The organism is Ningiella ruwaisensis, from assembly GCF_004798935.1.
Classification (GTDB): Bacteria; Pseudomonadota; Gammaproteobacteria; order Enterobacterales; family Alteromonadaceae; genus Glaciecola; species Glaciecola ruwaisensis.
The window spans coordinates 308,067-332,429 of the sequence record NZ_RAHT01000003.1 but is presented as its reverse complement, the minus strand read 5'-3'; the positions used below and the strand labels follow the sequence as shown (position 1 = coordinate 332,429).

Genomic DNA, 24,363 nt, shown 5'->3' with positions numbered 1-24,363 from the left:
CAGGAATTTATCTTCAAAGCATTCAAATAATTATCAATTTTCAATGGCGAGATCGATGCGATAAACTCTGGAGTAAGGCAGTTTGTCTTTCATTGCATCTATCAATACAAGAACGTGCCTTTTTCCCTCTTCCTTCGCAAGATATTCAAGCGCATATTCTCCGGTAAGACTATCAATCGAAATGCTTTCCTGGGCATTAACTTCTATACCTTCTCCCGCTGTAAATCGAAGATAGGCGTCTTCAAATTCGGGGGGCAAATGATAATTGATTATAATGCTTTGGTCCTGTCCGGCGCGGCCCCGTACCGGTTTGTCATACTCTATGGTGACTTGCGGCGTTTTTCGAGCTGGTAAGTTATTTTGCGCCAATGGATGAGAGGACCTAAAGCCCATACCATGATTAAACGCGCCAAAACCCATTGTGTCGTGGTACTCACACGCACTGACTAAAGCTGAGAAGCCTATCAGGCAAAATGCAGAGAAAAACGTCGTTAATGAGCGGCATCGAAGTAATAATTTCATCACTTAACCCCCGTAAATGTATGCTTTATCTAAACGCATTGTATATGCAGACTGACCAAGTTCATTTTCAGTATTGTCAATCAGGATAGTTCCTTCAAACCAAAATGCATCTTGCAAAGAATTAAGTTCAATACCGGTTTGATGCTCTGCATAAATAATTTGATTGGGAGGAGGTGGTGGCAAATGCAAACAGGCACCAAAGTAAGGGACAATAAAAAACGCGGTAACTCGCTGCGCTTCATTGGATGCCAAGGGTACAATAAAGCCAGGGATACGAATGCGCGCTTGATCAAAGGCTTCTATCACGCGAGTGGAGGTAAGCGCTTCTTCAAAGCGTTTTGCGGCTTCATTGGTCTTGCCTAGTTCGCTTAAAGTTTCCAAATTGTCGTCACTTGCGCCATCTTCTATGCCAGATAAAAACTCAGGCGGATTCATAAGTGCCTCTAAATCATCAGCAGGCATTAATTGGATCCACTCAATTTCAGCATATTCTGTATCGCTTGCAACAGCATGCATAGCTAAAGAACTTATCAGAAAAAAGCACACCGATGCTAACGAGCGAATAAAGAATATTGATTTCACTTCTAATCTACCTTTGCCACTTACTTGTCACTCACTTGTCACTTACTTGTCACAGAAGAATCTCGATGATATAACATTACGGTGAATTTTAATAGAATCCTCTTTACGTCCAAATTTTAGGAGCCCATTCTTTGACAACGACTGTCCTCAGTATTAAAAGCATGGATTACGCATTTTCAAAAAGTAGTAGCCCCATTTTATCGATCCCTGAGTGGCAACTTGAATCTGGTGAACGCGTTTTTCTTCACGGAGACTCCGGCTCGGGCAAAACCACTTTACTGAACCTGCTATGTGGTATTTTACTCCCACAAAAAGGAAGTATTACTGTATTAGATAGTAATTTGACTACTATGAAACAACGCGATCGCGATAGATTCAGGGCGCAGAATATTGGCGTTGTGTTTCAAAGATTTAATCTTATACCTTATTTATCTGTGGCTAAAAATATAGAACTGGCAGCCTATTTTGCTGGAAAATCACAACAGTTGAATAATAGTACGTTAATAGAACGAGCCCAGTCCCTTTGTGGCTCTCTTAAACTCCCTAAGGATACGTTTTCAAGCATTTGAGCACTGGACAACAGCAGCGCGTTGCTATAGCCCGGGCGTTTATCAATCGACCAAAACTTTTACTGGTTGACGAGCCCACGTCCGCTCTTGACGCTTCTGCTAGAGATGCCTTTATGGAAGTTTTGATGCAATTGTGCGATGAAACACAAACCAGCCTTATTTTTGTCAGTCATGACTCTGAACTAAGTCGCTATTTTTCCAAAAAAATCAATTTAACATCACTTAATGTGGCGACAGGAACAAGCGAAAAATGAAGATGCTCACTTCTATTGCCTGGCATAGTTTAGTCAGTCGTAAAAAAACCGTTATTCTCACCTTTCTTTCTTTGTGGATAAGCATAATGGTGTTGCTTAGCGTCGAGCATATTCGTCTGCAGGCCAAAGAAAGTTTCAATCGCACTATTTCCGGAGTCGATTTAATTGTTGGAGCACCTAGTGGGCAACTCAACTTGTTGTTGTATTCCGTGTTCCGGATGGGAAGCCCAACTAACAATATTCAGTTTGACAGCTTAACGATGCTGCAAAATCATGCATTAGTAGAATGGGCTATTCCCATATCACTTGGGGACTCGCATCGCGGTTTTCGCGTCATGGGAACCAACGAATCCTACTTTCAACATTTTAAATATGGCAACAAACAAGCGCTTACGTTTAGTCAGGGTGAGGCGTTTGAGAACATGTTTGACGCAGTGCTCGGTGCTGATGTAGCAGAACAGCTAGGCTACAAGCTAAACGATAAGATTGTGATTGCACACGGGATTGGTCACACAAGTTTTACCAACCATGACCAAGCCCCCTTTGTTATCAAAGGGATACTAAGCCGAACCGGCACGCCAGTTGATAAGACAGTGCATGTGAGCCTAAATGCAATTGAAGCAATACATTTACCACCAAATGCTTTACAAGCTCTTTTAGAGCAACCAGAGTCGTACAATGTTAAACCTGAAAGCATTACCGCAATTATGCTTGGTTTAAAAAATAAATTTGCCACCTTCACCGTTCAACGAGAACTCAACAACTACCAACAAGACCGATTGATGGCAGTGCTTCCGGGCGTTGCTATGGCTGAATTATGGACCCTAATGGGCTCAGTAGAAAATTTGTTGCGTGCCATCGCCGCTTTGGTGCTGATTGCTTCTTTATTTGGTCTGGCAACCATGCTTTTGGCATCGATGAACGAAAGACAAAAAGAAATTGCCGTGTTACGCGTTTTAGGAGCAGGCCCCGCCACCATCTTATCTTTAATTTTGCTTGAATCGTTTATTTTGGTCTTGCTTTCGCTAGTGGCAGCCGTAGGAGGAGTGAGTTTGATCCTATTCGGATTACAAGGATGGTTGGCAGCCGAATTCGGATTATTTTTAACGCCGCATTTATTGTCTATCGATACATTACTGGTAAGTGGATTAATTGTTATTGTTGCTTTAATTGTATCGTTTTACCCCGGCATAGAAGCCTACAAAAGTGCTTTGCACTCGCAGTTGAATGATGGATAGCGGTATTTGATTTGGTAGAGCTTAAATAGGCTTGGTTTGAGCGATTAGGTGATATTAAATATTTAATTTCCTATCAAAAGTTTCGTCTCAATTTTAAATAATATTGAGACATTAATAAATGTGTATGCTATTTTTATCTCAATGTTGCAGGATTTTGAGATATGAATATTAAAAAGCCACCTGAGGTAATTGAAAATGTCTTCTCTAAAATTGCCTCTGAAGCGTTTGAAAATATGGATGCCTACTTAGACTTTTTCAGTCCAACTGATAAAAAAGGAAGGTACCTGCCATACGACGAACTGCGTCACAGAATTGATGATGGACTTAATCATAGCTATGTTTGGTCACTTACAAAAGCTGCCAGGAATAGACAACAATGTAAACTCTTTACTTTGGGTGAGCCATCCCAACGGTGCAGCTTTGTTTTAACCCCTCTTATACAAAAAGCAATCTCTGAAGTAGATAGAAATACAACCAGCGCATCATTGGAATGGATCAGCAGCCAGATTGGCGAAAAATCACAAGTAGATTATTTATTAAATGATTTGATTGAAGATGAGTCCATCAGCAGCAGCCAGCTCGAAGGGGCAGCAACGACTACTCAAGTCGCCAAAGATATGCTTAAGAAAGGTCGCAAGCCCAGATCAGAGGATGAAAAAATGATTTTGGGTAACTACAAACTGATGCTCTTCGCGTGGGAAAATAGAAACCAAGCTCTATCGGTAGAACTAATAAGTGATATGCATCGAATTGGTGTTGAAGGTATTGATGATGATAATTACACGCCAGGTATTTTTAGAAAATCTGATGATGTTCATGTAGTGGATGCTGACGGCAATATAGTGCACACACCACCAAACGCTAAAAACTTAAAATCTCGGTTAAAGAAAACGCTTGAATGGTTCAACAAAAAACAAGAAGACAGTGACGATTCATCCTATTTACATCCACTGATAAAAGCGATAGCCCTTCATTTTGTCATCGGTTATGAACATCCATTTAGAGACGGAAACGGTAGAGTCGCAAGAGCGCTATTTTACTGGTACATGTTTAAAAGAGATTTTGCAGCGTTTCGTTATATAGCTATTAGCGTTTTATTAAAAAAAGCACCTATTAAATATGGAAAAAGCTACCTTTACACCGAAACAGACAGCATGGATTTCACTTATTTTTTTGAATATCAGTGTAGTACGATAATTAGAGCGATAAAGAAGTTTAAAGAATCTTATAAAAACACTGCGTTAGAAATCGAGAAATTTAATCAATGGTTATGGGACGCTGGTTTATTTAAACAGCTTTCTGAAAAACAACGAACTGTTTTTCAAGTTGCAAAAAACGGAATAGCGACTGGTTTTACTATCCGAAATGTAGAAAGCAACCTGGCTTGTTCATACAACACTGCGGCAAGCACACTAAATGGCTTAGTAGACTTAAAATTATTCAAGAAAGTAAAGAATGGCCGTGAATGGCTGTATTTTATGGACAGTAAAGAATCAATTATGGAAAATTGGGGAAAATGACAGAGCGCTGTTGATCTTCCCTTTAATCATTAGCATTAAACACGGGGCTACTTAGCGGAGAAAATATTTTTTAGCAGCGGACTTATAAGTTTCGTACTATTAAATTTGTTGCGCACATTAAACACTGTTTCGATCATTGTTTAACGTGCACACTAGGCTAGGGTAAAAATTACTCAACCGTAACACTCTTCGCCAAATTCCTAGGCTGATCCACATCCGTACCTTTAATAAGCGCTACATAATACGAGAGCAACTGTAAGGGAATGGTGTAAACAATTGGGGCTATGGATTCCAAGCAGTGCGGCACATTCACCACTCGCATTGTTTCGTCTGATTCAAAATGGGCGTCTTTATCGGCAAACACATACATAATGCCACCGCGTGCGCGGACTTCTTCCACATTTGATTTAAGCTTTTCGAGCAATTCGTTGTTTGGCGCAACCACAATTACCGGCATTTCTGCATCAATAAGTGCTAATGGACCGTGCTTTAACTCACCCGATGCGTAAGCTTCAGCATGAATGTAAGATATTTCTTTAAGCTTGAGCGCTCCTTCCATTGCGATAGGATATTGATCGCCTCGCCCTAAAAATAAACTATGGTGCTTGTCTGAGAACTCTTCCGCCAAATGGTCAATTTCATCGGCCAAGGTAAGTGTTTCTTCAAGCTTGGCCGGTAATTCAGTTAAGGCACTTAAAATGTGTTGCTGAATATCCTTAGGCATGTTTTTCTGTTTGCCAATGGCTAGTACCAACATTAAAAAGCCGGCAAGTTGAGTGGTAAAAGCTTTGGTTGACGCTACGCCAATCTCTGCACCAGCTCTGGTCATAAACGATAGTGAAGACTCACGAACTAATGAAGAGCCATCAACGTTACAAATCGCTAAACTCGACATGTAGCCGCTTTCTTTTGCTAATTTGAGCGCTGCAAGGGTATCGGCAGTTTCACCGGATTGGGAAATAGTCACGATCAAGCTATTGGGTTTAACCACTGATTTGCGATAGCGGAATTCGGAAGCAATTTCTACATCGCACGATACGCCTGCGTATGCTTCCAGCCAGTATTTTGCAGTCATTCCTGCATGGTAACTGGTACCGCACGCAATAATTTTGATGTGCTCGGTTTTCGCAAATATAGCGTCAGAGCCTTCGCCAAATACATCATTGCCTATACCGTCAGGACTTACTCTGCCTTGCAAGGTGTTGCGCACAACAGCGGGCTGCTCATAAATTTCTTTAAGCATGTAGTGACGATAACCGCCTTTATCGCCAGCGTCGTGCTCTACGGTAGATTCAACAATTTCACGCTCTACTTCATTGCCGCTTTCATCAATGATGCGCACGCTTGTGCGGGTGATTTCGGCAACATCTCCCTCTTCCAAAAAGATAAAGCGTCGCGTGACGGGCAATAGCGCCATTTGGTCAGAGGCAATAAAGTTTTCACCAATACCCAAACCAATTACGAGCGGAGAGCCTGAGCGAGCAACCACCATAGTTGAGGCATCGTCTTTATCAATGATGACTGTACCGTATGCGCCTTCAAAGCGCTTAACCGATTCAAGCACAGCATCAAGCAGAGTAGGCGTGCTTTTTCGAAGCTCTGCTACGGTGTGAGCAATCGTTTCAGTGTCGGTATCTGAAGTAAAGCGATAGCCTAAAGCGCTTAACTCGTCGCGAAGGGATTTGTGATTTTCAATAATGCCATTGTGCACCACGGCAAAACGGGATTGACTGACATGAGGATGGGCGTTTGATTCTGTTACGCCGCCGTGTGTTGCCCAGCGCGTATGCGCAATGCCGGTAGCGCCTGTTCCCTGGTCGTCTAGCGCCTCAATTGCATCGCTTAGCGCCTTTACCTTACCAACTCGGCGAGTAATGCTGAGCGCGTTGTCGTGAATAAGCGCGACCCCTGAGGAATCGTATCCTCGATACTCCAGGCGGCGTAAACCTTCTAATAATATTTGAACAACATTCCGCTCGGCGACTGCGCCTACAATTCCACACATACTGTATCCTACTTGTTTTTGTTTCTTTCTGGGGTTTTTTCTGGTGTTTTTTTCTGGGGCTTTTGCCAGCCAGCAATATTACGTTGTTTGCCACGCGCAATGGCCAAGTGTTCTGCATCAACACTTTTAGTGATGGTGCTACCTGCACCGATTGTGGCACCCTTTTCAATCGTGACCGGGGCAACTAGCGATGAATTAGAGCCAACGAATACACCATCGTGTATTTGCGTTTTAAACTTATTCACACCGTCATAGTTGCAGGTGATGGTGCCTGCACCAATGTTTACACCTTCACCTACCTCAGCATCACCGATGTAGCTTAAGTGATTTACTTTCGAGCCTTTGCCAATAGTGGCCTTTTTCACTTCGACAAAGTTGCCTATTTTCGCTCCCTCGCTTAAATCGCTGCCGGGACGCAGTCTGGCATAAGGACCAATGTTACATTGACTGGCCAATTTTGCCTGTTCAATATGAGAAAAGGCTTCAATCTTGCACTCGTCGCCAATCACACAGTTTTTTAATACACAGTTAGGGCCAATGGTCACCTTATTACCTAAAATAACGTCACCCTCAAACACTGCATTTACATCAATACTTACGTCTTTACCTACCTTCAAGCTTCCGCGCACGTCAATACGGGCAGGGTCTGCAATATGCACTCCCTCGTGCATAAGCGTTTGCGCCTGGCGAAGTTGATAGGCTCTTTCTAATGACGCCAGTTGCGCTCGATTATTAATGCCTTCAACTTCTCTTGCCCAGTCGGGTTGTGCGGCTTGAATGCTTTTGCCTTCTGCGGCTGCCATGGCAATGAGATCTGTTAGATAGTACTCATTTTGCGCATTGTCGCTTGACAGATTGCCCAGCCAGCGTTTTAGGTCTGCGCCGCCCATTACCATCATCCCGGTATTAATCTCCTTAATTTCGCGCTGCGCTTGAGTGGCGTCTTTGTGCTCAACAATGGCTTTGATGTTATAGCCTTCGTTTGCATCTCTTACAATACGGCCCATTCCGTTTGGGTCATCTAAATCGACGGTTAGTAGAGCCAGGTCGCACTCTTGTTTAACGGTGGCAAGCTTTTTGAGGGTTTCAGCTGATATTAAGGGTGCGTCGCCAACAAGTATCATTACATCGTCTTCGTCGTTGATATGCTCCTGCGCCTGCATTACTGCATGGCCGGTTCCCAATTGTTCAGCTTGCAAACACCAGTTAAGTTCATGGTGTGATAAGGCCTGTTTCAGCAAATCCGCGCCATGGCCATAAACTAAATTGATACTTTGAGCATCAATCGCTTTCACCGTATCAATAATATGTTCAACAATCGGTTTGTTGGCAAGCGGATGCAATACTTTGGGTAAGTCAGATTTCATTCTGGTGCCTTTCCCTGCTGCCAGAATGATCACGGATAAGGCCATTTATCATCCTCTAAATGTTATGCCACACAAGGGTGGATACTGATATAAATTAGGGGCCAAAGTGTAGCGAAGGCGCACCGATTTGTCAGTATTTTTTCCACAAGTTGAGACAAAAGCCATCACGGTGTAACCACAAAATCTCAACTATTTAGCTTTTGTGTAAAGCATCCTTCTAAAAAGTGCAAATGCATTGGTGGCTAGCATAACGCCAACAATAATACAGACCCCGCCAATTAGTGCGCTAGGGGAGAGCACCTCATCTAAAATTACAATGCCCCAAAAAATACCGAACAAAGGCACTAAATACCCCACTGTAATCGCTCGCGAGGCACCAATTTTGGCAATCAGGTCAAAATACATAACATAAGCCACTCCTGTGCACATAAACGCTAAAATTAGCGCAGACGCCCACGCACTGGCGCTTGGCATGGTGCTTGGTAAATTAAATAGTGCAATGGGTAGCAAAATGATCGCGGTAAAAATTTGGCTCCCGGCGGCAACAGCAAAGGGCTTGGCTTGAGATAAATGCCGTTTCAGATAGCTGGCAGTCAAGGCGTAACATAAAGTCGCACCAAGCGCAGCAAATACGGCAAGTAAGGATTCAAATCCATGATTATTGACGCTCTGACCAACAGAAATGAGCACCACCCCTGCAAATCCTATAGCGATACCAAATACGCCCCACCAGCCTATGGATTCTTTTAAATACAAATAGGCAACCAGCACACCGAACATGGGAGCAGTGGCATTTAAAATTGCGGCAAGGCCAGCATCAAGATGTAAAAGTGCATAATTGAACAGGCAAAAAGGAATAGCCGTATTGACCAGCCCTACAAGCAATAGTTTTGGCCAATAACGCAGCAAATCAGCACCTTGATTTTTAGCATAAACCAGAGGCAAAAGGCACAACGTTGCACCGAGTGCTCTCAATTCCACCAAAGCAAACACCCCAAAGGCTGGCACGGCTTCTTTCATCAACATAAAAGACGCGCCCCAAATCGCGCCTAGTAGTAGCAATTCGGCAAATTCCGATGCTTTCAATCTCGTTCCTTTAAGTTATTTATAATTCTGTAGTCAGTATGATTTGACCGTAGTGAATACTTACTCTGTAAAACTATAGCGTCTCTAATTTAAGTAAATAGGCTTTGCGGGCTAAGCCACCGGCGTAGCCAGTGAGCATGCCACTTGCGCCGATTATTCTATGGCATGGCACTATAATAGCAATGGGATTTTTTCCGTTCGCTGCTCCAACTGCACGGCAAGCTTTAGGTTTGTTAATTGCTTTAGCAACATCTAAATAACTCGCGGTTGTGCCGTATTCCACCTTAAGCAAGTGTTTCCACACATTTTGCTGAAATTCTGTACCTAATGGGGAAAGTGGCAGGTCAAAATGCTTGCGCTTTTTATCAAAATATTCTTTCAACTGTTGCTTCGCGCAGATGCTAAGCGCATTTTCTTTAGTTGCGCCATTATCAATACTGCTATTGTCAGCTTCCTCATCAATAAAACGAACCGTTGTGACAGCGCTTTCAGTTGCGACAATTTCAAGCGGGCCAAGCGGTGTTTTTAATCTACTTGTAAAAATTGTAGCGATAAAATCATCATGAATTGATGAGCTATCCTTAAACGATAAATTGGCATGCATGGTGCGATGCTCCTTATAAATATCCTCATAATAGCCCTTAACAAAGGCGCATTTTTCAACACTGCTTACAAGGCTTTTGGCAGATTCCACAGGCTAAGTGTGAGATAGCTGCGCCATGGCGCAGCCGCTTTGTGGTCTAAATTTCTACCCGCGCTTTCAAACGCGGCAATACGCTGTTTTATAATTAAATCGCTATCTAAAAAGACATCGGTTTCGCGATTGGCGCGTAGTCGCACATAATTGACTGTCCACGGACCAATTCCTTTGATATCGAGCCACTTTTCAAAATTTGCATTCGGGTCTTCACTCATCATCTGCGCAAAGTTCTTCAAAGCCTCTTTTCTTGCATTCGGCATCTTCAAAAAGGCCAGGTCGCTCTTGAGCACCTGCTCTGGTCTAACAAACGCGCCGCTATCATTTGTAAGTGCATCCTGAAACTGGTTGAGCTTATTAATGGCTGCGGCCACAGACACTTGCTGCCCTAAAATGGCTCGCACGCCTGCTTCAAACTTGTCGTTGATACCCGGAATACGAATACCTGAATTAATCTCAGCCGCCTGTAATCCAGCAGATAGTAATGCATCTGATATCACATAAGAATTTGCAGATAAATCCAGCATAGTATTTGCGTGGTCAATAATAGCCTGTGTATGCAATAAATGTTTGCAATCAAAGCTTATTTCAAAGCCTTTTTCATCGGCGCAGTACTCCATCTCAACGGCTATGGGTGTATTTTCTATCCAAAACACTTTTTTAATGCTTGACTGAAGAACGCGTTCATTTTGATGCACCGCACGTTTTGCAAAAAAGTCTCGAATTAATGGCCAGTCATATTCACCAATGTACGAAAGAAAGAGCCGAGTCTCAGGCGTGGTAACAGGATGCTCATTTTTACCAGCCTGTCTGATTTGTGAACAACTTAAACCCATCTCTTTTTTAATATGCGTTTGTAACTGGCGAGCACTGCTAAAACCAGCACCCTGTGCAACTTGTTCAACACTCATGTTTGAGCCCTGTAAAAGACGTTTAGCTAATAAAATTTGATGTAAGAGTCTAAAGCGTTTAGGCGCAATTTGAAGGTTCTCTTGCATTAACTTATGCAGGTATCGAGAACTAATTCCCATGCGCGCAGCGATGGTCGAGACATCCTGCTGTAAACATGTGGTCAACAAATGCACTGCGCGCTGTACGCTCGTGCTAACCCCTTTCCAGGCAAACGAATGCGGTGCTGCGTCGGGCCTACAACGTAAGCAAGGTCGATAGCCCCTCTGCATGGCGTCGATGGCGCTAGGCGAATATTCAACGTTTTTTTCAAGAGGAGCTTTAACTTTGCACACCGGGCGACAAAATATTCCGGTGCTTTTTACCAAAATAAAGAATTTTCCATCAAATCTAGGGTCTCTACTAAGTCTCGCTTTTTGACATTCTTGAATCGTTAACATCGTCATCACTTTAATGTTATGATTTTGTTCATTAGAGGAAGTCTACGCTAATCAATTTGAAAAACACGTTGTTTTCGGAACTCACTCTTTACATTCAATTCATGCAATAAAGCATTACCGTATTTCTTAAATGAGCATTGACGTAACTGAATGAACAATATTTTAAAAAGGTTTTTAAGGACGAAAAGACTCCGTGTCGCCTTGTTCTTAGTATCATATAGCATATGTTGCTCCTTAGCTCTCGCAGATACAAGTTGGACGCACGACTTTGCTAATGAAGTACGGCAGGAGGCGAAGAAACGCAATATCCCCGGTTTTGTATTTGTTGTGGTCGAAAAGGGTAAACCGGCGAAATTCTATACCTACGGAAAAACCGAAAGCCGCGGTGAAGCCATTACTAACGAAACCGTATTTCGCCTTGCGTCAGTTTCAAAAACGTTTACCGCCGCGCTAATTGCTGCAGAAAATCCGCTGGCAACCACACTGGCTTGGCAAACCCCCTTAAGTGAAATCACGCCTGAGTATAATTTTGATAAATATCCCGAAAAACCGCTGCTTTTGCGTCATGTAATTGGGCAATCCACCGGCTTTATGCCAAATGCTTACGACAATTTGATTGAAGCCAATTATCAGCGAAAGCGCGTATTGGATGAGTTTCAGGAACTGGAGCCGTTGTGTCAGCCCGGGTATTGCTATACCTATCAAAATGCTTTATTCGGGGTGATTGAAGAACATTATGAAAATCGCGATTCTTCATATGCAAAGCAAATTCAAGCCAAACTTTTTGAGCCATTGGGTATTAATGCGAGCGTGGGTCGAAAGGCGCTTGAGTCCTCTCAAAGCTGGGCAAAGCCGCATGCCGCAATAGCCAGAAACAAATGGGCAAAAGTGCGAGTAAAAGACGATTACTACCGATTTTCACCCGCAGCAGGTATAAACGCCAGCGCAAAGGATATGGAAATTTGGATCCGGGCCATGTTGCTTGAATATCCAGATGTGATCCGAGAAGAAATGGTGATGGAGATGACGCTTCCCCGGGTACAAACCAAAAACGAATTACGGCGTCGCTTTTGGCGAGATCATCTCCGTTCTGCCCATTACGGTCTTGGATGGCGAATTTACGATTTTAAAGGAAAACGTGTTAATTATCATGGCGGCTGGGTACAAGGCTATAGAGCTGATGTATCATTTTCGCCGGAGCTTGGAATAGGCTTTGCGTTTTTGATGAATGCAGAAAGTAATTTAATCAATGAAGTTACTGCAAATTTTTGGGATCAGGCCATCCAGTAAGCATGCCTTTTACCAAGAGCTGCACATAGGTCGAATAATTAAACAAATTTGTTTTTATGCCGATGCATTAGCTATGCTTACTGATGTCGCAGCTGAGTAAATAGGTCTGTTTAAAGGCCGATAAAGATACAAGGCAGGGTTTACCCGTATTTTATAATTGAAACACTTAAACCGAGACAATTTTCATTTTGAGTTCACTAGCTAAGCCTTCTTGTCAAAGCATTACTGAACGCGCGCGTGCAGACATTTACGACATGCTGTTCGCCCAGTCTGTGCATGTGCTTGTTGCAAATGTACTCACTGTCTTAATTTACGCCATATGGCTCTATGGCGAAGCCGACGAGACGCTACTTCTTAGCTGGTTTGCAGGCTCGCTTTTTATTGCCTTCATTCGCTTTGCTGTATCAATTTGTTATAAAAAATTTAAACGCAAAGTAAACAATCCCCGAATGTGGCTCAGGCTATGGACGGTTTGCACAGTACTTGCGTCTTTAGCGTACGTTTATGCATGCTTGGTAGTCACGCCTCTGGAAAATCCTGAATACCTTGTTGGCACCCTTGCTTTAGTTGCGATCATAACAGGCGCCACATCAGTCAGTTATGCATCAAACATGTATGCAGTGTACTGCATGGTTTTACCGCTGAACTTAGTAACTTCAGCCTATTTCCTTATCTATGGCAATACAGACGCTAAATTAATCGCGGTAGCAATGCTGGCATTTTGCGCCATCATTGCAATGTTAATAAGAAACGTAAATCGAGCTTTTATTAAGTCTATTGAGCTCAATTATATTAATCAGCAAGAAATCGAAAAGCGTAAGCAGGTAGAGCAGCAGTTATATGAAATATCCAGGCGGGATTCACTAACCGGTTTATTTAATCGCCGTTATTTTGATGAGATGCTGGAAGTTGAACTAGGCAGAGCTTATCGAAACCATACATCGCTATCTCTCATTTTGTTGGATGTGGATCATTTTAAAGAATATAACGACCATTATGGACACGTGGCGGGTGATAACTGTCTGATTGATGTTGCTCACATGATTGAGCGGCAGGCAAATCGAAAAGGGGATTTAGTGGCGCGCTACGGTGGTGAAGAATTTGCTATTATTTTACCTGGCATTGATGCGAAAGGTGCCCACGCTTTTGCAACTAGATTACAAACATTTATCCAAAATCAGCGGCTCGAGCACGCAACTACAAAACTCACCAGTTTGCGTAGCCTTACGGTGAGTATTGGCGTAACAAGCGTTATCCCGCTGATGAAAATCACACCAAGCAAATTAATTGACCAAGCAGATAAAGCGCTTTACGACGCAAAAAAAGACGGGCGAAATCGTGTAAAATCGTTTTCGCCCTTTGGTACCGGTCAGGATTTGGTATAACTGATTTTTAGCGTGCGCTGCAGTTTTACTTTTTGTCGGTATTCAGGTAGGTGTAGCCTGCCAAACAATGCTCGTAAAAGTCTGTCCATTTTACGCCTTCGCGCGGCTTGATATTGCCTATCGACACTTCTTTATCTATTTGACGTTTGATATCGATAGCCATCGAGCTTGGATGGTACTGCATTACTGACAATACATGCTCCACGCTCGAACCTTTCACAAATTCTTCGATATAAAAGTCTTGTGGGTCATCATCATAACTAAATATATGTACTTCATTTAAACGACCAAACAGGTTGTGCATATCTCCCATTACGTCCTGATATGCCCCTGTTAAGAAAAGCCCAAGATAAAAAGGCTCATCTGAAGAATAGGCTGGCATCGGAAGTACATGATCAATCGCATGTTCAATAACAAACTTATCGATTTTACCGTCGCTGTCGCAGGTTATATCAACCAAAGAGCCGTCATTCACCGGAGGGGTGTGCAAACCGGTAATTGGCACCACAGGCAGTATCTGGTCAATCGCCCAGCTATCCACTGCTGATTGAAAAATGGAAAAATTACACAGGTACTGAGATGAAAGTGAAAAATCTAAAGACTGCACTTCTTCGGGCACAAACTCTGCACCACGATAAAACTGCTTCACTTTGCGCATGATGCTCCAATATAAAGTTTCAATTTTGCCGAGTTCTTCTAAAGAGATCACTCGCAGCTTAAAGGCATCTGAGGCTTGCTCTTTATATTGCGTCGCATCGTTGTACACTTCTTGGTAATTGATCTCATCGTCTAAATGATCAGCCAGATCGCGCATATTTTTCAGTAAGAAATGATCCGTGTCGGCCGCGCTGGTGTCAATGTGAGCGCCATCGGGTTTGATTTCCCCCACCACTTCTGTAATGACGCAGCTGTGGTGAGCGGTTATCGCTCGCCCGCTCTCAGTTACAATATTAGGATGCTCAACGCCCTCAAGGTCGCACATTTCGCGCATACCGTAGATCACATCGGCAACATATTCGCGCACGCTGTAATTTCTGGATGAATCAGCGGTAGATTTGCTTCCATCATAGTCAATGCCCAAACCCCCTCCTACATCTACATATTCCAGGGCAAAGCCCATCTTCACAAGTTCGGCATAAATACGCGCGCCTTCATTAACCGCATCCTTGATCGCGCGAATTTCTGGTAACTGTGAACCAATATGAAAATGAAGCAGTTTAAGGCACTCGCCCATACCCTCCTTTTCAAGCAAGCGGGCTGCTTTTATAATTTCAGAGATATTTAAGCCAAATTTTGCTCGCTCACCGCTTGAGCCCTGCCAACGCCCCTGTCCCTTGGATTGCATTTTAGCGCGCAAGCCCACGATGGGAGATATATCCAGTTGCTTGGCGACCTTAATAAGCAAGGTCAGTTCGCTGAATTTTTCAATAACAACCACAACTTTGCGACCGAGCTTGCGACCAAGCAAAGCCAGCTTGATAAATTCTTCATCTTTGTAGCCATTTAAAATCGTCAAGGCATTGGGATTGTTGTTGTAGGCAAGCACCGCTAAAAGCTCAGGCTTTGAACCTGCTTCTAAACCATAATCGTAAGGCTGGCCTGCATCAACTATCTCCTCAACCACTTCTCGCATTTGATTGACTTTAATAGGGTATACACCGCGATATTTTCCGCGATAACCGGCTTCGCTAATGACTTCTCTAAACGTTTCGTTTAAATTTACTACCTGTGAGCGCAGCACGTCATGAAAGCGAACCACCACAGGAAATTGAATATTTTCTTCACGTATTTCGTCTATAACCGCTTTCATGTCGATGCGAACATCGTTTAGACGGGGATCGGGGATCACATGGATATTTCCATTTTTACCGATTTCAAAATAGCCGCCGCCCCAACTTGACACACCATAGGTGCGCTCTGCGTCTTCGATTGACCAGGCTGTTTGGGCTTGATTTTCCTGCTGATTCATGTGCTACCTCTACTCAAGTTGCTGAGGCGTGAAAAGATAAGTGGCGTATTATAGCGTTATGTTGTTAACTTACTAGTTGGAATGTGGTCATAATCAAAATAGTGACAAATTTAATCCGTATGAAAAACAAGTTAGTATCCATTTAGTATCGAATATAAATTGTGCACTTATCGTGGCTGGTGTAACGTAGGTCGTAAGTATCGATAAAGTGTTTTGATACCAGGTGAGTTTGAATGGTCGCACCGAAGAAGGAATTTGACATGGAATTAGTGGCAGACAAAATTGAACAACAACATTATCGCGTACTTGTTGTTGATGATAATGAGCTTGATTTAAAGCTTTATGCCAACGGCTTATCTAAGCATTTTACCATGAGTTTCGCTTCTTCAACTGATAAAGCCTGGGAATTGCTGAATCGCGCTCCTCTACCTGACGCGATCATCCTGGATGTAATGATGTCTAACGAAGACGGCATCGATTTTTGTATCCGACTTAAAGAACAGCGCTATTTAAGCGACATTCCCGTTATTTTTCTATCCTCGCTCTCTGGCCCCTCAGTTCGCTCTCAGGCATTTGACAGTGGCGGTGCTGACTTTATGGCAAAACCTCCGGTGATGGCGGAATTAGTCGCAAGGCTGAATCGACACATTGAGCAATACCACAAAACCAAACGTTTAGAATCACTCATCTATATTGATCCCTTAACTCATTTGCCAAATGAAGCCAAGTTTAAAGAAGTGCTTAATCAGGAGTGGTCGCGCTGCGCGAGATATTGGCACCACCTTTCACTGATTTACATACATGTTGAAAATTTAAATGAGGTGAAAAAAAACTACGGAAATGATGAGTATTTTGCGGTGTCTGCAAGCCTTGCGGATGACTTATGCAGCGTTGGTGCGCGCCCGGGTGACTTGTTTGCATCGGTTGGCGAAGACACCTTTGCCCTGTTGTTGTCTGACTGCAGTATTCCTGGAGCGGCGCTAAAAGCCAGACAAATTCAGCAAAAATTCGCTCATCCTCATTTTATGGCAAGACATCCACATGCAGCAGAGCATCTGACCTGCACAGTCGCATTTTCAGTCGCGGCGCCTGCGGGTGGTTCAAGTGCGAATGAACTTCAACAAGTGACTGAATCGCTTTTACTAAATTCTTTAAACGTAAAAGCCGGTGAAATTTACAGTACATCGACTATACTTGGTATTGATGGCATATTAAATAATATAAAATTATAATCTTTATCAAGGCCTTAGTCGTTTCAATTTGCACGCATTCGACAATAATACTTAATTTAAATAAGACGAATTTCATTTATACTCGCGCAAAAAATTACAAGGCAAGTAGTCGCATACCACCTAAAGTGATGCCATTCACTTGTCCATTTATTTAATAAATCTACTTATTAAAAATAAGCACTTACAAAAAAGGGAAGCCACATGTTGAAAAATCAATCAAGATCATTGCCTTTTAGAAAAAGCAAAATTGCCACTTTCGTGGCATTAGGTGCCTTATCTTTTGCCATACCGCAGGCACTTGCCCAGCAAAGTGATGACGAACTAGCAGCTAGCGCAAGTTTGGAAGACAGCGTTGAAAATATTTCCGTCATTGGTTCACGCCGAGCCGGTCGGACGGTGGAAAATAGCGCAGTACCTATTGATATTATCGATGCTGATGCTATTGCTGCAACGGGTCTGACCGAAACAAACATGATTTTAAATACCTTGTTGCCCAGCTTCAACTTTCCGCAGCCGTCCATTACGGATGGAACTGACCATATCCGTCCAGCCTCTTTGCGCGGACTGGCACCAGATCACACCCTCGTTTTGGTTAACGGAAAAAGACGCCATACAAGCGCACTTTTAAACCTTAATGGTTCAGCGGGGAGAGGTTCCTCTGCAGTAGATTTAAATGCGATACCGGCAAATGCAATTAAACGTATCGAAGTACTGCGCGATGGCGCGGCAGCTCAGTATGGCTCCGATGCAATTGCGGGCGTTATTAATATTGTGCTTAAAGATCAGAGCGAAGGGGGTGAATTCTCTGTCATCTATGGCGCGAACGTGTCAACCATGGAAGGCGTACCGAATTTAGAAGGCGTTGCTATTGGGCCTGATGGAAATTTAGCGTTTACAGAAGGTGACGAGCGAGAGGTGAGAGACGGACACACCACCACATTACGCGGCAATATTGGCTTTGAGTGGGGCGACGACGGATTTGTGCATCTTGCTGCCGAATACCGTGACAGAGCAGAAGCCAATCGCTCTGATTACGACCAGCGAGAAAACTATGCTCGTTTACCCGACGGCAGCCTGGACCCGCGTGAGCTTAGCTTTAATCGCTACAACCATAACTTTGGCAATGGTGCGGTTGAAGATATGGCCCTGTTCATTAACGCCGGAAAAAGCTTGTCTAATAATTTGGAGTTTTATGCATTTGGTGCCACCAGCAAGCGTAACTCAAAAGCAGGCGGCTTTTATCGTCGCGCGCAAGATAGCCGAAACGTCACACAAATTTATCAAAGCGGATTTTTGCCTAACATAAAAACAGATATTAGCGACTTTTCACTAGTGGGTGGGGTTAAAGGCGAATCAGAAAACTGGTTGTACGATGTGTCGCTAAATCACGGATACAATGAACTTGATTACAGTGTTGTAAATTCGCTAAACACATCGCTTGGCCCAACAAGTCCCACCGATTTTGATGCAGGTGGCTTAACCTATGATCAAACCTTATTTAATGTTGATGCGTCAAGACTTGTCGCGTTCGACAGTTTGTACAGCGATTTGAACGTTGCGCTTGGTCTTGAATACCGTCGCGAAGGTTACGAAATTCGCGCAGGTGAACCGGCTTCCTATGAGCAAGGCACTTTTGGACCAGGCGGTACTCGCACAGATCCGGTAAATGGTCCTTTTGGTGCCAGCGGTTCGCAGGTCTTCCCCGGCTTTACACCTGAGTCGGCAGGTGATAACTCGCGCGATAGCTACAGCGTTTATATCGACCTTGAGGCCGATGTGCTTGAAAACTGGAACGTATCGCTTGCTGCCAGATTTGAAGACTATTCTGATTTTGGCAGTACAACCAATTGGAAAATGGCGCATCGCGTGCAGCTCACTGAGTCTTTTGCTTTAAGAGCCTCTGTTTCAACAGGGTTTAGAGCGCCATCACTGCAGCAGCAATACTTTACCTCTGTAGCAACAGTGTTTGTTGACGCTGTGCCAACTGAAACAGGAACCTTTGCGCCATCTAGCGATGTAGCGCTTGCACTCGGCAGTCCCGGGCTGGATGCGGAAGATTCCACTAACTACAGCGCTGGTTTTACCTACTCACCTACTGCAGACTTCAATTTGACGGTAGACTTTTATCAAATCGAAATCGATGATCGTATTGTGTTGTCGAATAACTTGTCGGGCCCCAACATCGAAGCATTACTCGAAGGCACAGGGGCAAGCCGAGCGCGCTTTTTCTTAAATGCTATCAATACTGAAACCAAAGGTGTGGATATTGTCAGTAGTTATACCTTAAATACAGATAGCGCAGGAAGCTGGTTATTTAATGCGGGTATCAATATTAACGACAATGAAGTGACAGATGTACTTGCGCCACCCGATGTCCTTCAAGGTGCGGGATTTGATCAAGATAATCTTTTTTCAGGTGTTGAATTACGTCGCTTTGAAGTAGGCGCACCTGAAAATAAAGTGAATCTGAGCGCTTCTTGGACCTATGAAGATTTTGAAACAACATTGCGCACAACGCGATATGGTGAAGTGCAGGATGTTTCTGACATACCCGCCAGAAATGAAGTACTTGAAGAGAAATGGGTAACAGACATTGACGCAACCTACCACTTTACAGAGAGCCTGGCCTTTACTGTAGGTGCAAATAACGTCTTTGATGTTTATCCTGATCCAACGCGCGAGAACGTCGAAGATGTAACTACTTTCTCTCGTCTATTCGCATATAGTGGATTTTCACCTTTCGGCTTTACCGGACGCTTTGTTTACGGACGAGTAAGCTTATCGTTCTAGGCAAAATCATATAGCTTGTTTGGATTAAAGCGACGAGTTTATCGTCGCTTTTTTTGTTTGGGATTTTTTGCGTGAAGCTATTTATTTAAAAGCTGCGAAACAGGTATCAAGTCGACCTGGGCAGTAAACAATGGCGTTTGCTGATTTGCATAAGCCAAACATTCAAAACGTTGTTCACCTGTTGCTTTAATAAGCGGCTCGCGCACCAAAATATGCAAAGGGTCGTTACTGCGCAACGATTTTAACTGCACCTTGTCTACACTCAGATGCTGGGAGGTATAAATCAGCGGATTTTGCACAAGATCATAATCGGCCGCCTGTGCTCGCTCTAACAAGGCTGATGATAATAGCGCAAGGGGGTACATTTGCGGAAAGCTGACCTTATTGGCAAATTCATCGATAAATACCGTTTGATCAGCAAACGCACTCAACAAGAAGTTTTTTGCGTTTCCAACAATCATCCACTTGCGTTTTAAAAAGTATTCACCGCCTAAAATAAAGTGCCGGTCTGGTGCTGTTTTGATATCCGATAATAATATTTCGGGGAGTTCCAGGTTAAGCGTGGGAAACTCGCCGTCTCTTTTAAAACCTATAATTGCTGCTTTGCCATTTGCTTTTAAACATACCCGAGAGGAATATTGCTTGCCATGCTCAGAGTCAGTGAGCCGACCCTTTTTAATGGCTACATCAAGACTGTCCCCAACCTTTACAGCATTGGCAAAGTTAAATTCAAAGGTACTAAAACGCAGCATATCTACTGTAATGTGTGGAGAGTTTTGAGGAATGTGAGTCTCAATAAAACAGCCTAATTGGAAACCTAAGGCGATAGGCCCTTTAAAGGGATTTTGCTTGACCCAACTCCAGCGAAACTGGTCATGGAATAAATTAAAATCGTCAGTTGAATTGCGAGCCATATCAATATGCACTTGCGATAATGTATACACCTTGCCTCCATTTAACGATTTTCAGAATTTATAACTTAGCTTTATAACTTTGCTTTGTTACTTAAACTTGATTGCTTAACAAGGTTATCGTGCATAAAGGCGCTAAGCTTGAGCAAATTCGCTTATATCGCATTTCGTGTATTGTTTTTTACTCCTTTAATTGTTTACATTACCAACTCGCTCTTGACTCACTTTCATATAAGCGCCAGACAAATCCCAGGCCAATGCTATAGGTGATGTCTTTTTCAAATAAGGGGGAATCTTCGTTGGCAGCGCCTGCATGATAACGCACACTGCCGCCAATAAAGCCTCGGCTATTCTCGGTGAGAGGGAATGAAAAACCCAAAGAAGCCTCAGCACCTAAAAAGCCGCCCGAGGCATCAAATGCTGGTCTGTCTGGCGTGACAAATTCTTCATCAACCTGATAAAAATAATCGTGAAGTTTTTCAGTGGCAAATACTAATCCTAGCGATGCATTAAGTGCAGTATCTTCAAATAAGCGTCCGCGTTGCTGATAAGATAATTCAGGCTCAAATACAAAACCACGATCATCAATGCGTTCAAAATCGGTAGAAAATACGGCTCTTGCCTGAACCCGCAGATTCAAGCGCCCGTTGCCACCGTCTGCAAATTCAAAATCTTTTACTTTGTAAATCAATTGAGGGCCAATTTCGAATAAAAAATCTAGCTCAGGCATACCCTCCCGTGCAGTCTTATCATCGCTATCGGCCGCAAATGCACCACCAAGCGAGAAGTCTATCTCAAAATCACTTTCATCCACTACCACCGCGCGCGCGCCGCCGCCCCCGCCAATTCTAAAAACATCACCTCGATAAATGACATACGGCAAAGCCAAAGCGACAAAGTTTCGCTCGCTGGAGGCCGGATAATTAGGCACCTCTATGGCTCCCCCACCTACACCAAACTCCCAAAGCGGCTGGGCCTCATCCGCTGCTTCAAAGCCGGTTAGATCACGCTCAGGGGGTGCGCTATCTGCCGCTCTGGCATCAGAAGCTGCCCCACATATTAATATTAAAGACAAAGTAAAAGTTACTGAAAAAACCAGAGGATTTAAGCACCACTTAAGCACACGCACGACACCTGTATTTACTATTGTTACAGCTAATACGCTTGTGTGTAAGAACGGCTCAAAAAATCGTCACCCAGTATTGATGCCAGGTTGCCTTGTTATAAATTAACCCAGTTTTGCTTTTCAATTTTATCCTTCGAATTCAGTCCCTTTACAGCTAATGAGTATTTGTTTTTATACCTACTTGTCTGAACTGTTGATTACACCTCAAGAGTGAGTTTGTTGTAATGGCTTTCAAATCAAACCTTCTGGAAAAGTTCGAGCCAATTGATACGTATGTCTTATTATTCCAAATTTATCATTATCTGTTTCAGTCTTACTGTTTTTATTTGTTCAACTGTTTATTCGAGCCCCGTCCATTCAGTCACGACAGCGCTTGTTTCTCAAGGTACAACCATTGATGCAGACCGCTATACAATTACGCCGCTTATTCATTCAGCGAGTCTGACATTTTTTGAGTACAACGAAAGCGATGTTCTACGAATAGAATACAAGGCATCAACCGAGACACATTGGCGGCCAGCACACGAGTTTATCTGGGATTCAGTGAATTTTGCATTTACCACCAGCATGGTTCATTTGCAGGCATCAACGGATTACGATGTGCGACTGACTGTGGATTCAGCTGATTCAACTGAGGTCCATTATTTACATTTTTTGACGCGAGTTGATTATCCGGCGCTTGCTCCCACCGTTCTATATTTGGAAGATTTTTACACGGGAGGTTCAATCGATCTTGAGCAGTTTGTAAGTTCTGGCACGCCAGAAGCTTACACCGTTATTGACGGTCGTAACGTGGTAATTGAGGGCGACGAAGATTCAACATTTGCTGTTTCCATTGGTGCTTTGGAATATGTCCTCCTTAAAAACATTACCATCGAACACGCGGCCCGATTTGGCATTTTCGCTTCAAACGCCAGCAATATTTGGATTGATAATTGTCGTATTAGTGGCTTTGGTCGAAGCCCAACAGTCTATAGAGACGGACTGGGATATGAAGATGAAACAAGTACAAACCCAATTAATTACGATGCCGGGATCTACCTGCAGCGCTCAGGCGTGGTAACCGTAGAGAATTGCGAAATATTTTCTCCAAATATGGGAGCTAACAACTGGAGTTATGGGCACCCTAATGGTTCCTCAGCCCTATTAGTAAACGCAAAGCACAACAATCCGTCACTGCAAGGACAATATATTATTCGCAACAACCGCTTTTACGGCAGTGAGGACAAACGTTTCAACGATGTCATTGAGAGTCGGTCAAATGTCAGCAGAACCGGCGGGTTTATTAGAGATTCTGCCATTTACGGAAACTATTTGGCGTATGCAAACGATGATATTCTAGAGCTCGATGGGGGGCAGCACAATGTCCTGGTTTACGACAATGAAATAACACAAGGTTATTGCGGCATCAGCCTTGCACCCAATATGCATGGTCCTAGCTTCATTTTCAACAATACGATCCATGATTTAGGTGATGATAGAGATTCAAAATGGGCCGCGTTTAAAATGGGTGGCCTGTTTGCTGCGCCAGAAGGACAGAGCTTTTTGTATCATAATTTAGTCTACACAGGCGGCAACGGCATTGCGCCAGGGCGCATAAGAGGAGATTCAACATTCTGGGTCAACTCACAAAACAATATTTATGCAATTTCAGGGTTTAATGGAAGCAACAGGGGCTATCCGTCTTATGACAGAGAAGCCTACACTGGCAATCACTACAGTAATGATGCCGTGATTAATCTTACTACTGGAAATATAGAGCTGTACTTGGACGATATGTATGAAAAGCTTCATCCACTTAGTGGTAATTTAGAGGCCATAAACAGGCTTATTGAGCAGGATAATGTCATTTTAGATATAGAAGGTAACGATGTCATTCCTAACTTCAGTCGATTACAGTCCGATGACTCGAATATTGAATTGTCGGTGATTCAAGGAGCTGAACAACTTATTTCTTATGGCAGCCAGGATGAAGATAACGATCACTTTGTAAGCGATTCATCGCTGTTTTTACGAGGCAATACCTGGTTAGAATTTCCGCTGCCTTCTGAGGTTTCATCAAATGATTCTCTCAGCCTTAGCTATGAAATTAGTGTGCTAGGCGAAATGCCAGAAATTGTAGGTTTTGCGTTTGAGAACGATACCGACCCAAGCAGAAGCAGAACAATACAGCTTGCCGGAACCCAAAACTACGGTGACAGAAGCTTATATTCAAATAGCACAAGCTTAAGAGGAACAATCGATGTATCAAACTTTATCGACAACGCATTCACTTCGCTTGTCCTAATTTTAGACAACGATAGAAACCTTGAGTCGACTCTAAAAATAGAAAAGTTAAGCTTAGCGTTTGAGGCCGACTCAATATCACCAAACCCTGATGATTCTCATAAGAAAGTCCTGATTGGAAGTAATTTAGCCACTTCACACCTTTAAGGCATGTGCCCGTTGCGAGGCGGGCGCATAAGATTCAC

Annotated in this window: 19 protein-coding genes; 9 read left to right on the top strand and 10 right to left on the bottom strand. The window is 43.3% G+C overall.

Annotated elements, in window-relative coordinates; all coding sequences use genetic code 11:
• Positions 1-33: 33 nt before the first annotated feature.
• Both D6V41_RS07855 and D6V41_RS07850 read right to left on the bottom strand, forming a co-directional pair.
• Entirely contained in the window at positions 34-522 is a 489-nt protein-coding gene (locus D6V41_RS07855; RefSeq protein WP_136250924.1) for a hypothetical protein, read from the bottom strand.
• A gap of 3 nt (positions 523-525) precedes the next feature.
• Positions 526-1,104, bottom strand: a complete 579-nt coding sequence (locus D6V41_RS07850; RefSeq protein ID WP_338324241.1) for a DUF3299 domain-containing protein — start codon at positions 1,102-1,104, stop codon at positions 526-528.
• 131 nt (positions 1,105-1,235) lie between these two features.
• On the opposite strand from D6V41_RS07850, the gene D6V41_RS07845 reads away from it, so the two are divergent.
• The 4 genes from D6V41_RS07845 (at position 1,236) to D6V41_RS07835 (ending at position 4,685) form a co-directional block, all read left to right on the top strand.
• Positions 1,236-1,673, top strand: a complete 438-nt coding sequence (locus D6V41_RS07845; RefSeq protein ID WP_277750967.1) for an ATP-binding cassette domain-containing protein — start codon at positions 1,236-1,238, stop codon at positions 1,671-1,673.
• Entirely contained in the window at positions 1,670-1,927 is a 258-nt protein-coding gene (locus D6V41_RS18315) for an ATP-binding cassette domain-containing protein (protein ID WP_241664495.1), read from the top strand. Before D6V41_RS07845 ends, D6V41_RS18315 begins: the two co-directional genes overlap by 4 nt.
• Before the next feature lie 2 nt (positions 1,928-1,929).
• A complete protein-coding gene (locus D6V41_RS07840) occupies positions 1,930-3,165 on the top strand; it encodes an ABC transporter permease (protein WP_136251178.1) in 1,236 nt (411 codons plus the stop codon).
• Positions 3,166-3,326: 161 nt separating this feature from the next.
• A complete protein-coding gene (locus tag D6V41_RS07835) occupies positions 3,327-4,685 on the top strand; it encodes a Fic family protein (protein ID WP_136250923.1) in 1,359 nt (452 codons plus the stop codon).
• Positions 4,686-4,854: 169 nt separating this feature from the next.
• Here the strand turns inward: D6V41_RS07835 and glmS are convergent, their stop codons facing one another.
• From glmS to D6V41_RS07810, 5 genes are all read right to left on the bottom strand, one after another.
• Positions 4,855-6,690, bottom strand: coding sequence for a glutamine--fructose-6-phosphate transaminase (isomerizing) (gene glmS / locus D6V41_RS07830; RefSeq protein ID WP_136250922.1), 1,836 nt, complete (start codon positions 6,688-6,690; stop codon positions 4,855-4,857).
• A gap of 8 nt (positions 6,691-6,698) precedes the next feature.
• On the bottom strand, positions 6,699-8,102 hold the full coding sequence (gene glmU / locus D6V41_RS07825; protein WP_136250921.1) for a bifunctional UDP-N-acetylglucosamine diphosphorylase/glucosamine-1-phosphate N-acetyltransferase GlmU: 1,404 nt from the start codon (positions 8,100-8,102) through the stop codon (positions 6,699-6,701).
• A gap of 144 nt (positions 8,103-8,246) precedes the next feature.
• Complete coding sequence (locus tag D6V41_RS07820) at positions 8,247-9,143, bottom strand: DMT family transporter (protein ID WP_241664468.1); 897 nt, start codon at positions 9,141-9,143, stop codon at positions 8,247-8,249.
• A gap of 73 nt (positions 9,144-9,216) precedes the next feature.
• Positions 9,217-9,747, bottom strand: coding sequence for a methylated-DNA--[protein]-cysteine S-methyltransferase (locus D6V41_RS07815; protein ID WP_136250920.1), 531 nt, complete (start codon positions 9,745-9,747; stop codon positions 9,217-9,219).
• 65 nt (positions 9,748-9,812) lie between these two features.
• Positions 9,813-11,189 (bottom strand): DNA-3-methyladenine glycosylase 2 family protein, encoded by a 1,377-nt coding sequence (locus D6V41_RS07810; RefSeq protein WP_168710984.1) that lies wholly within the window; start codon positions 11,187-11,189, stop codon positions 9,813-9,815.
• A gap of 150 nt (positions 11,190-11,339) precedes the next feature.
• On the opposite strand from D6V41_RS07810, the gene D6V41_RS07805 reads away from it, so the two are divergent.
• A complete protein-coding gene (locus tag D6V41_RS07805; protein ID WP_136250918.1) occupies positions 11,340-12,479 on the top strand; it encodes a serine hydrolase domain-containing protein in 1,140 nt (379 codons plus the stop codon).
• Between the two features lie 188 nt (positions 12,480-12,667).
• A complete protein-coding gene (locus tag D6V41_RS07800; protein WP_136250917.1) occupies positions 12,668-13,864 on the top strand; it encodes a GGDEF domain-containing protein in 1,197 nt (398 codons plus the stop codon).
• Positions 13,865-13,889: 25 nt separating this feature from the next.
• Here D6V41_RS07800 and speA read toward each other — a convergent pair whose 3' ends face one another.
• Entirely contained in the window at positions 13,890-15,833 is a 1,944-nt protein-coding gene (speA, locus tag D6V41_RS07795) for a biosynthetic arginine decarboxylase (RefSeq protein ID WP_136250916.1), read from the bottom strand.
• A 260-nt stretch (positions 15,834-16,093) separates the two neighbouring features.
• On the opposite strand from speA, the gene D6V41_RS07790 reads away from it, so the two are divergent.
• Entirely contained in the window at positions 16,094-17,065 is a 972-nt protein-coding gene (locus D6V41_RS07790) for a diguanylate cyclase domain-containing protein (RefSeq protein WP_136250915.1), read from the top strand.
• A 201-nt stretch (positions 17,066-17,266) separates the two neighbouring features.
• Complete coding sequence (locus D6V41_RS07785) at positions 17,267-19,855, top strand: TonB-dependent receptor plug domain-containing protein (RefSeq protein WP_136250914.1); 2,589 nt, start codon at positions 17,267-17,269, stop codon at positions 19,853-19,855.
• Between the two features lie 77 nt (positions 19,856-19,932).
• On the opposite strand, the gene D6V41_RS07780 is transcribed toward D6V41_RS07785, so the two are convergent.
• On the bottom strand, positions 19,933-20,799 hold the full coding sequence (locus D6V41_RS07780; protein WP_206663246.1) for a hypothetical protein: 867 nt from the start codon (positions 20,797-20,799) through the stop codon (positions 19,933-19,935).
• Between the two features lie 169 nt (positions 20,800-20,968).
• Positions 20,969-21,841, bottom strand: a complete 873-nt coding sequence (locus tag D6V41_RS07775; RefSeq protein WP_241664466.1) for a MipA/OmpV family protein — start codon at positions 21,839-21,841, stop codon at positions 20,969-20,971.
• Between the two features lie 324 nt (positions 21,842-22,165).
• On the opposite strand from D6V41_RS07775, the gene D6V41_RS07770 reads away from it, so the two are divergent.
• Positions 22,166-24,325: a right-handed parallel beta-helix repeat-containing protein gene (locus D6V41_RS07770; RefSeq protein ID WP_136250912.1), complete on the top strand. Its 2,160-nt coding sequence runs from the start codon at positions 22,166-22,168 to the stop codon at positions 24,323-24,325.
• The last annotated feature ends 38 nt before the right edge of the window (positions 24,326-24,363 follow it).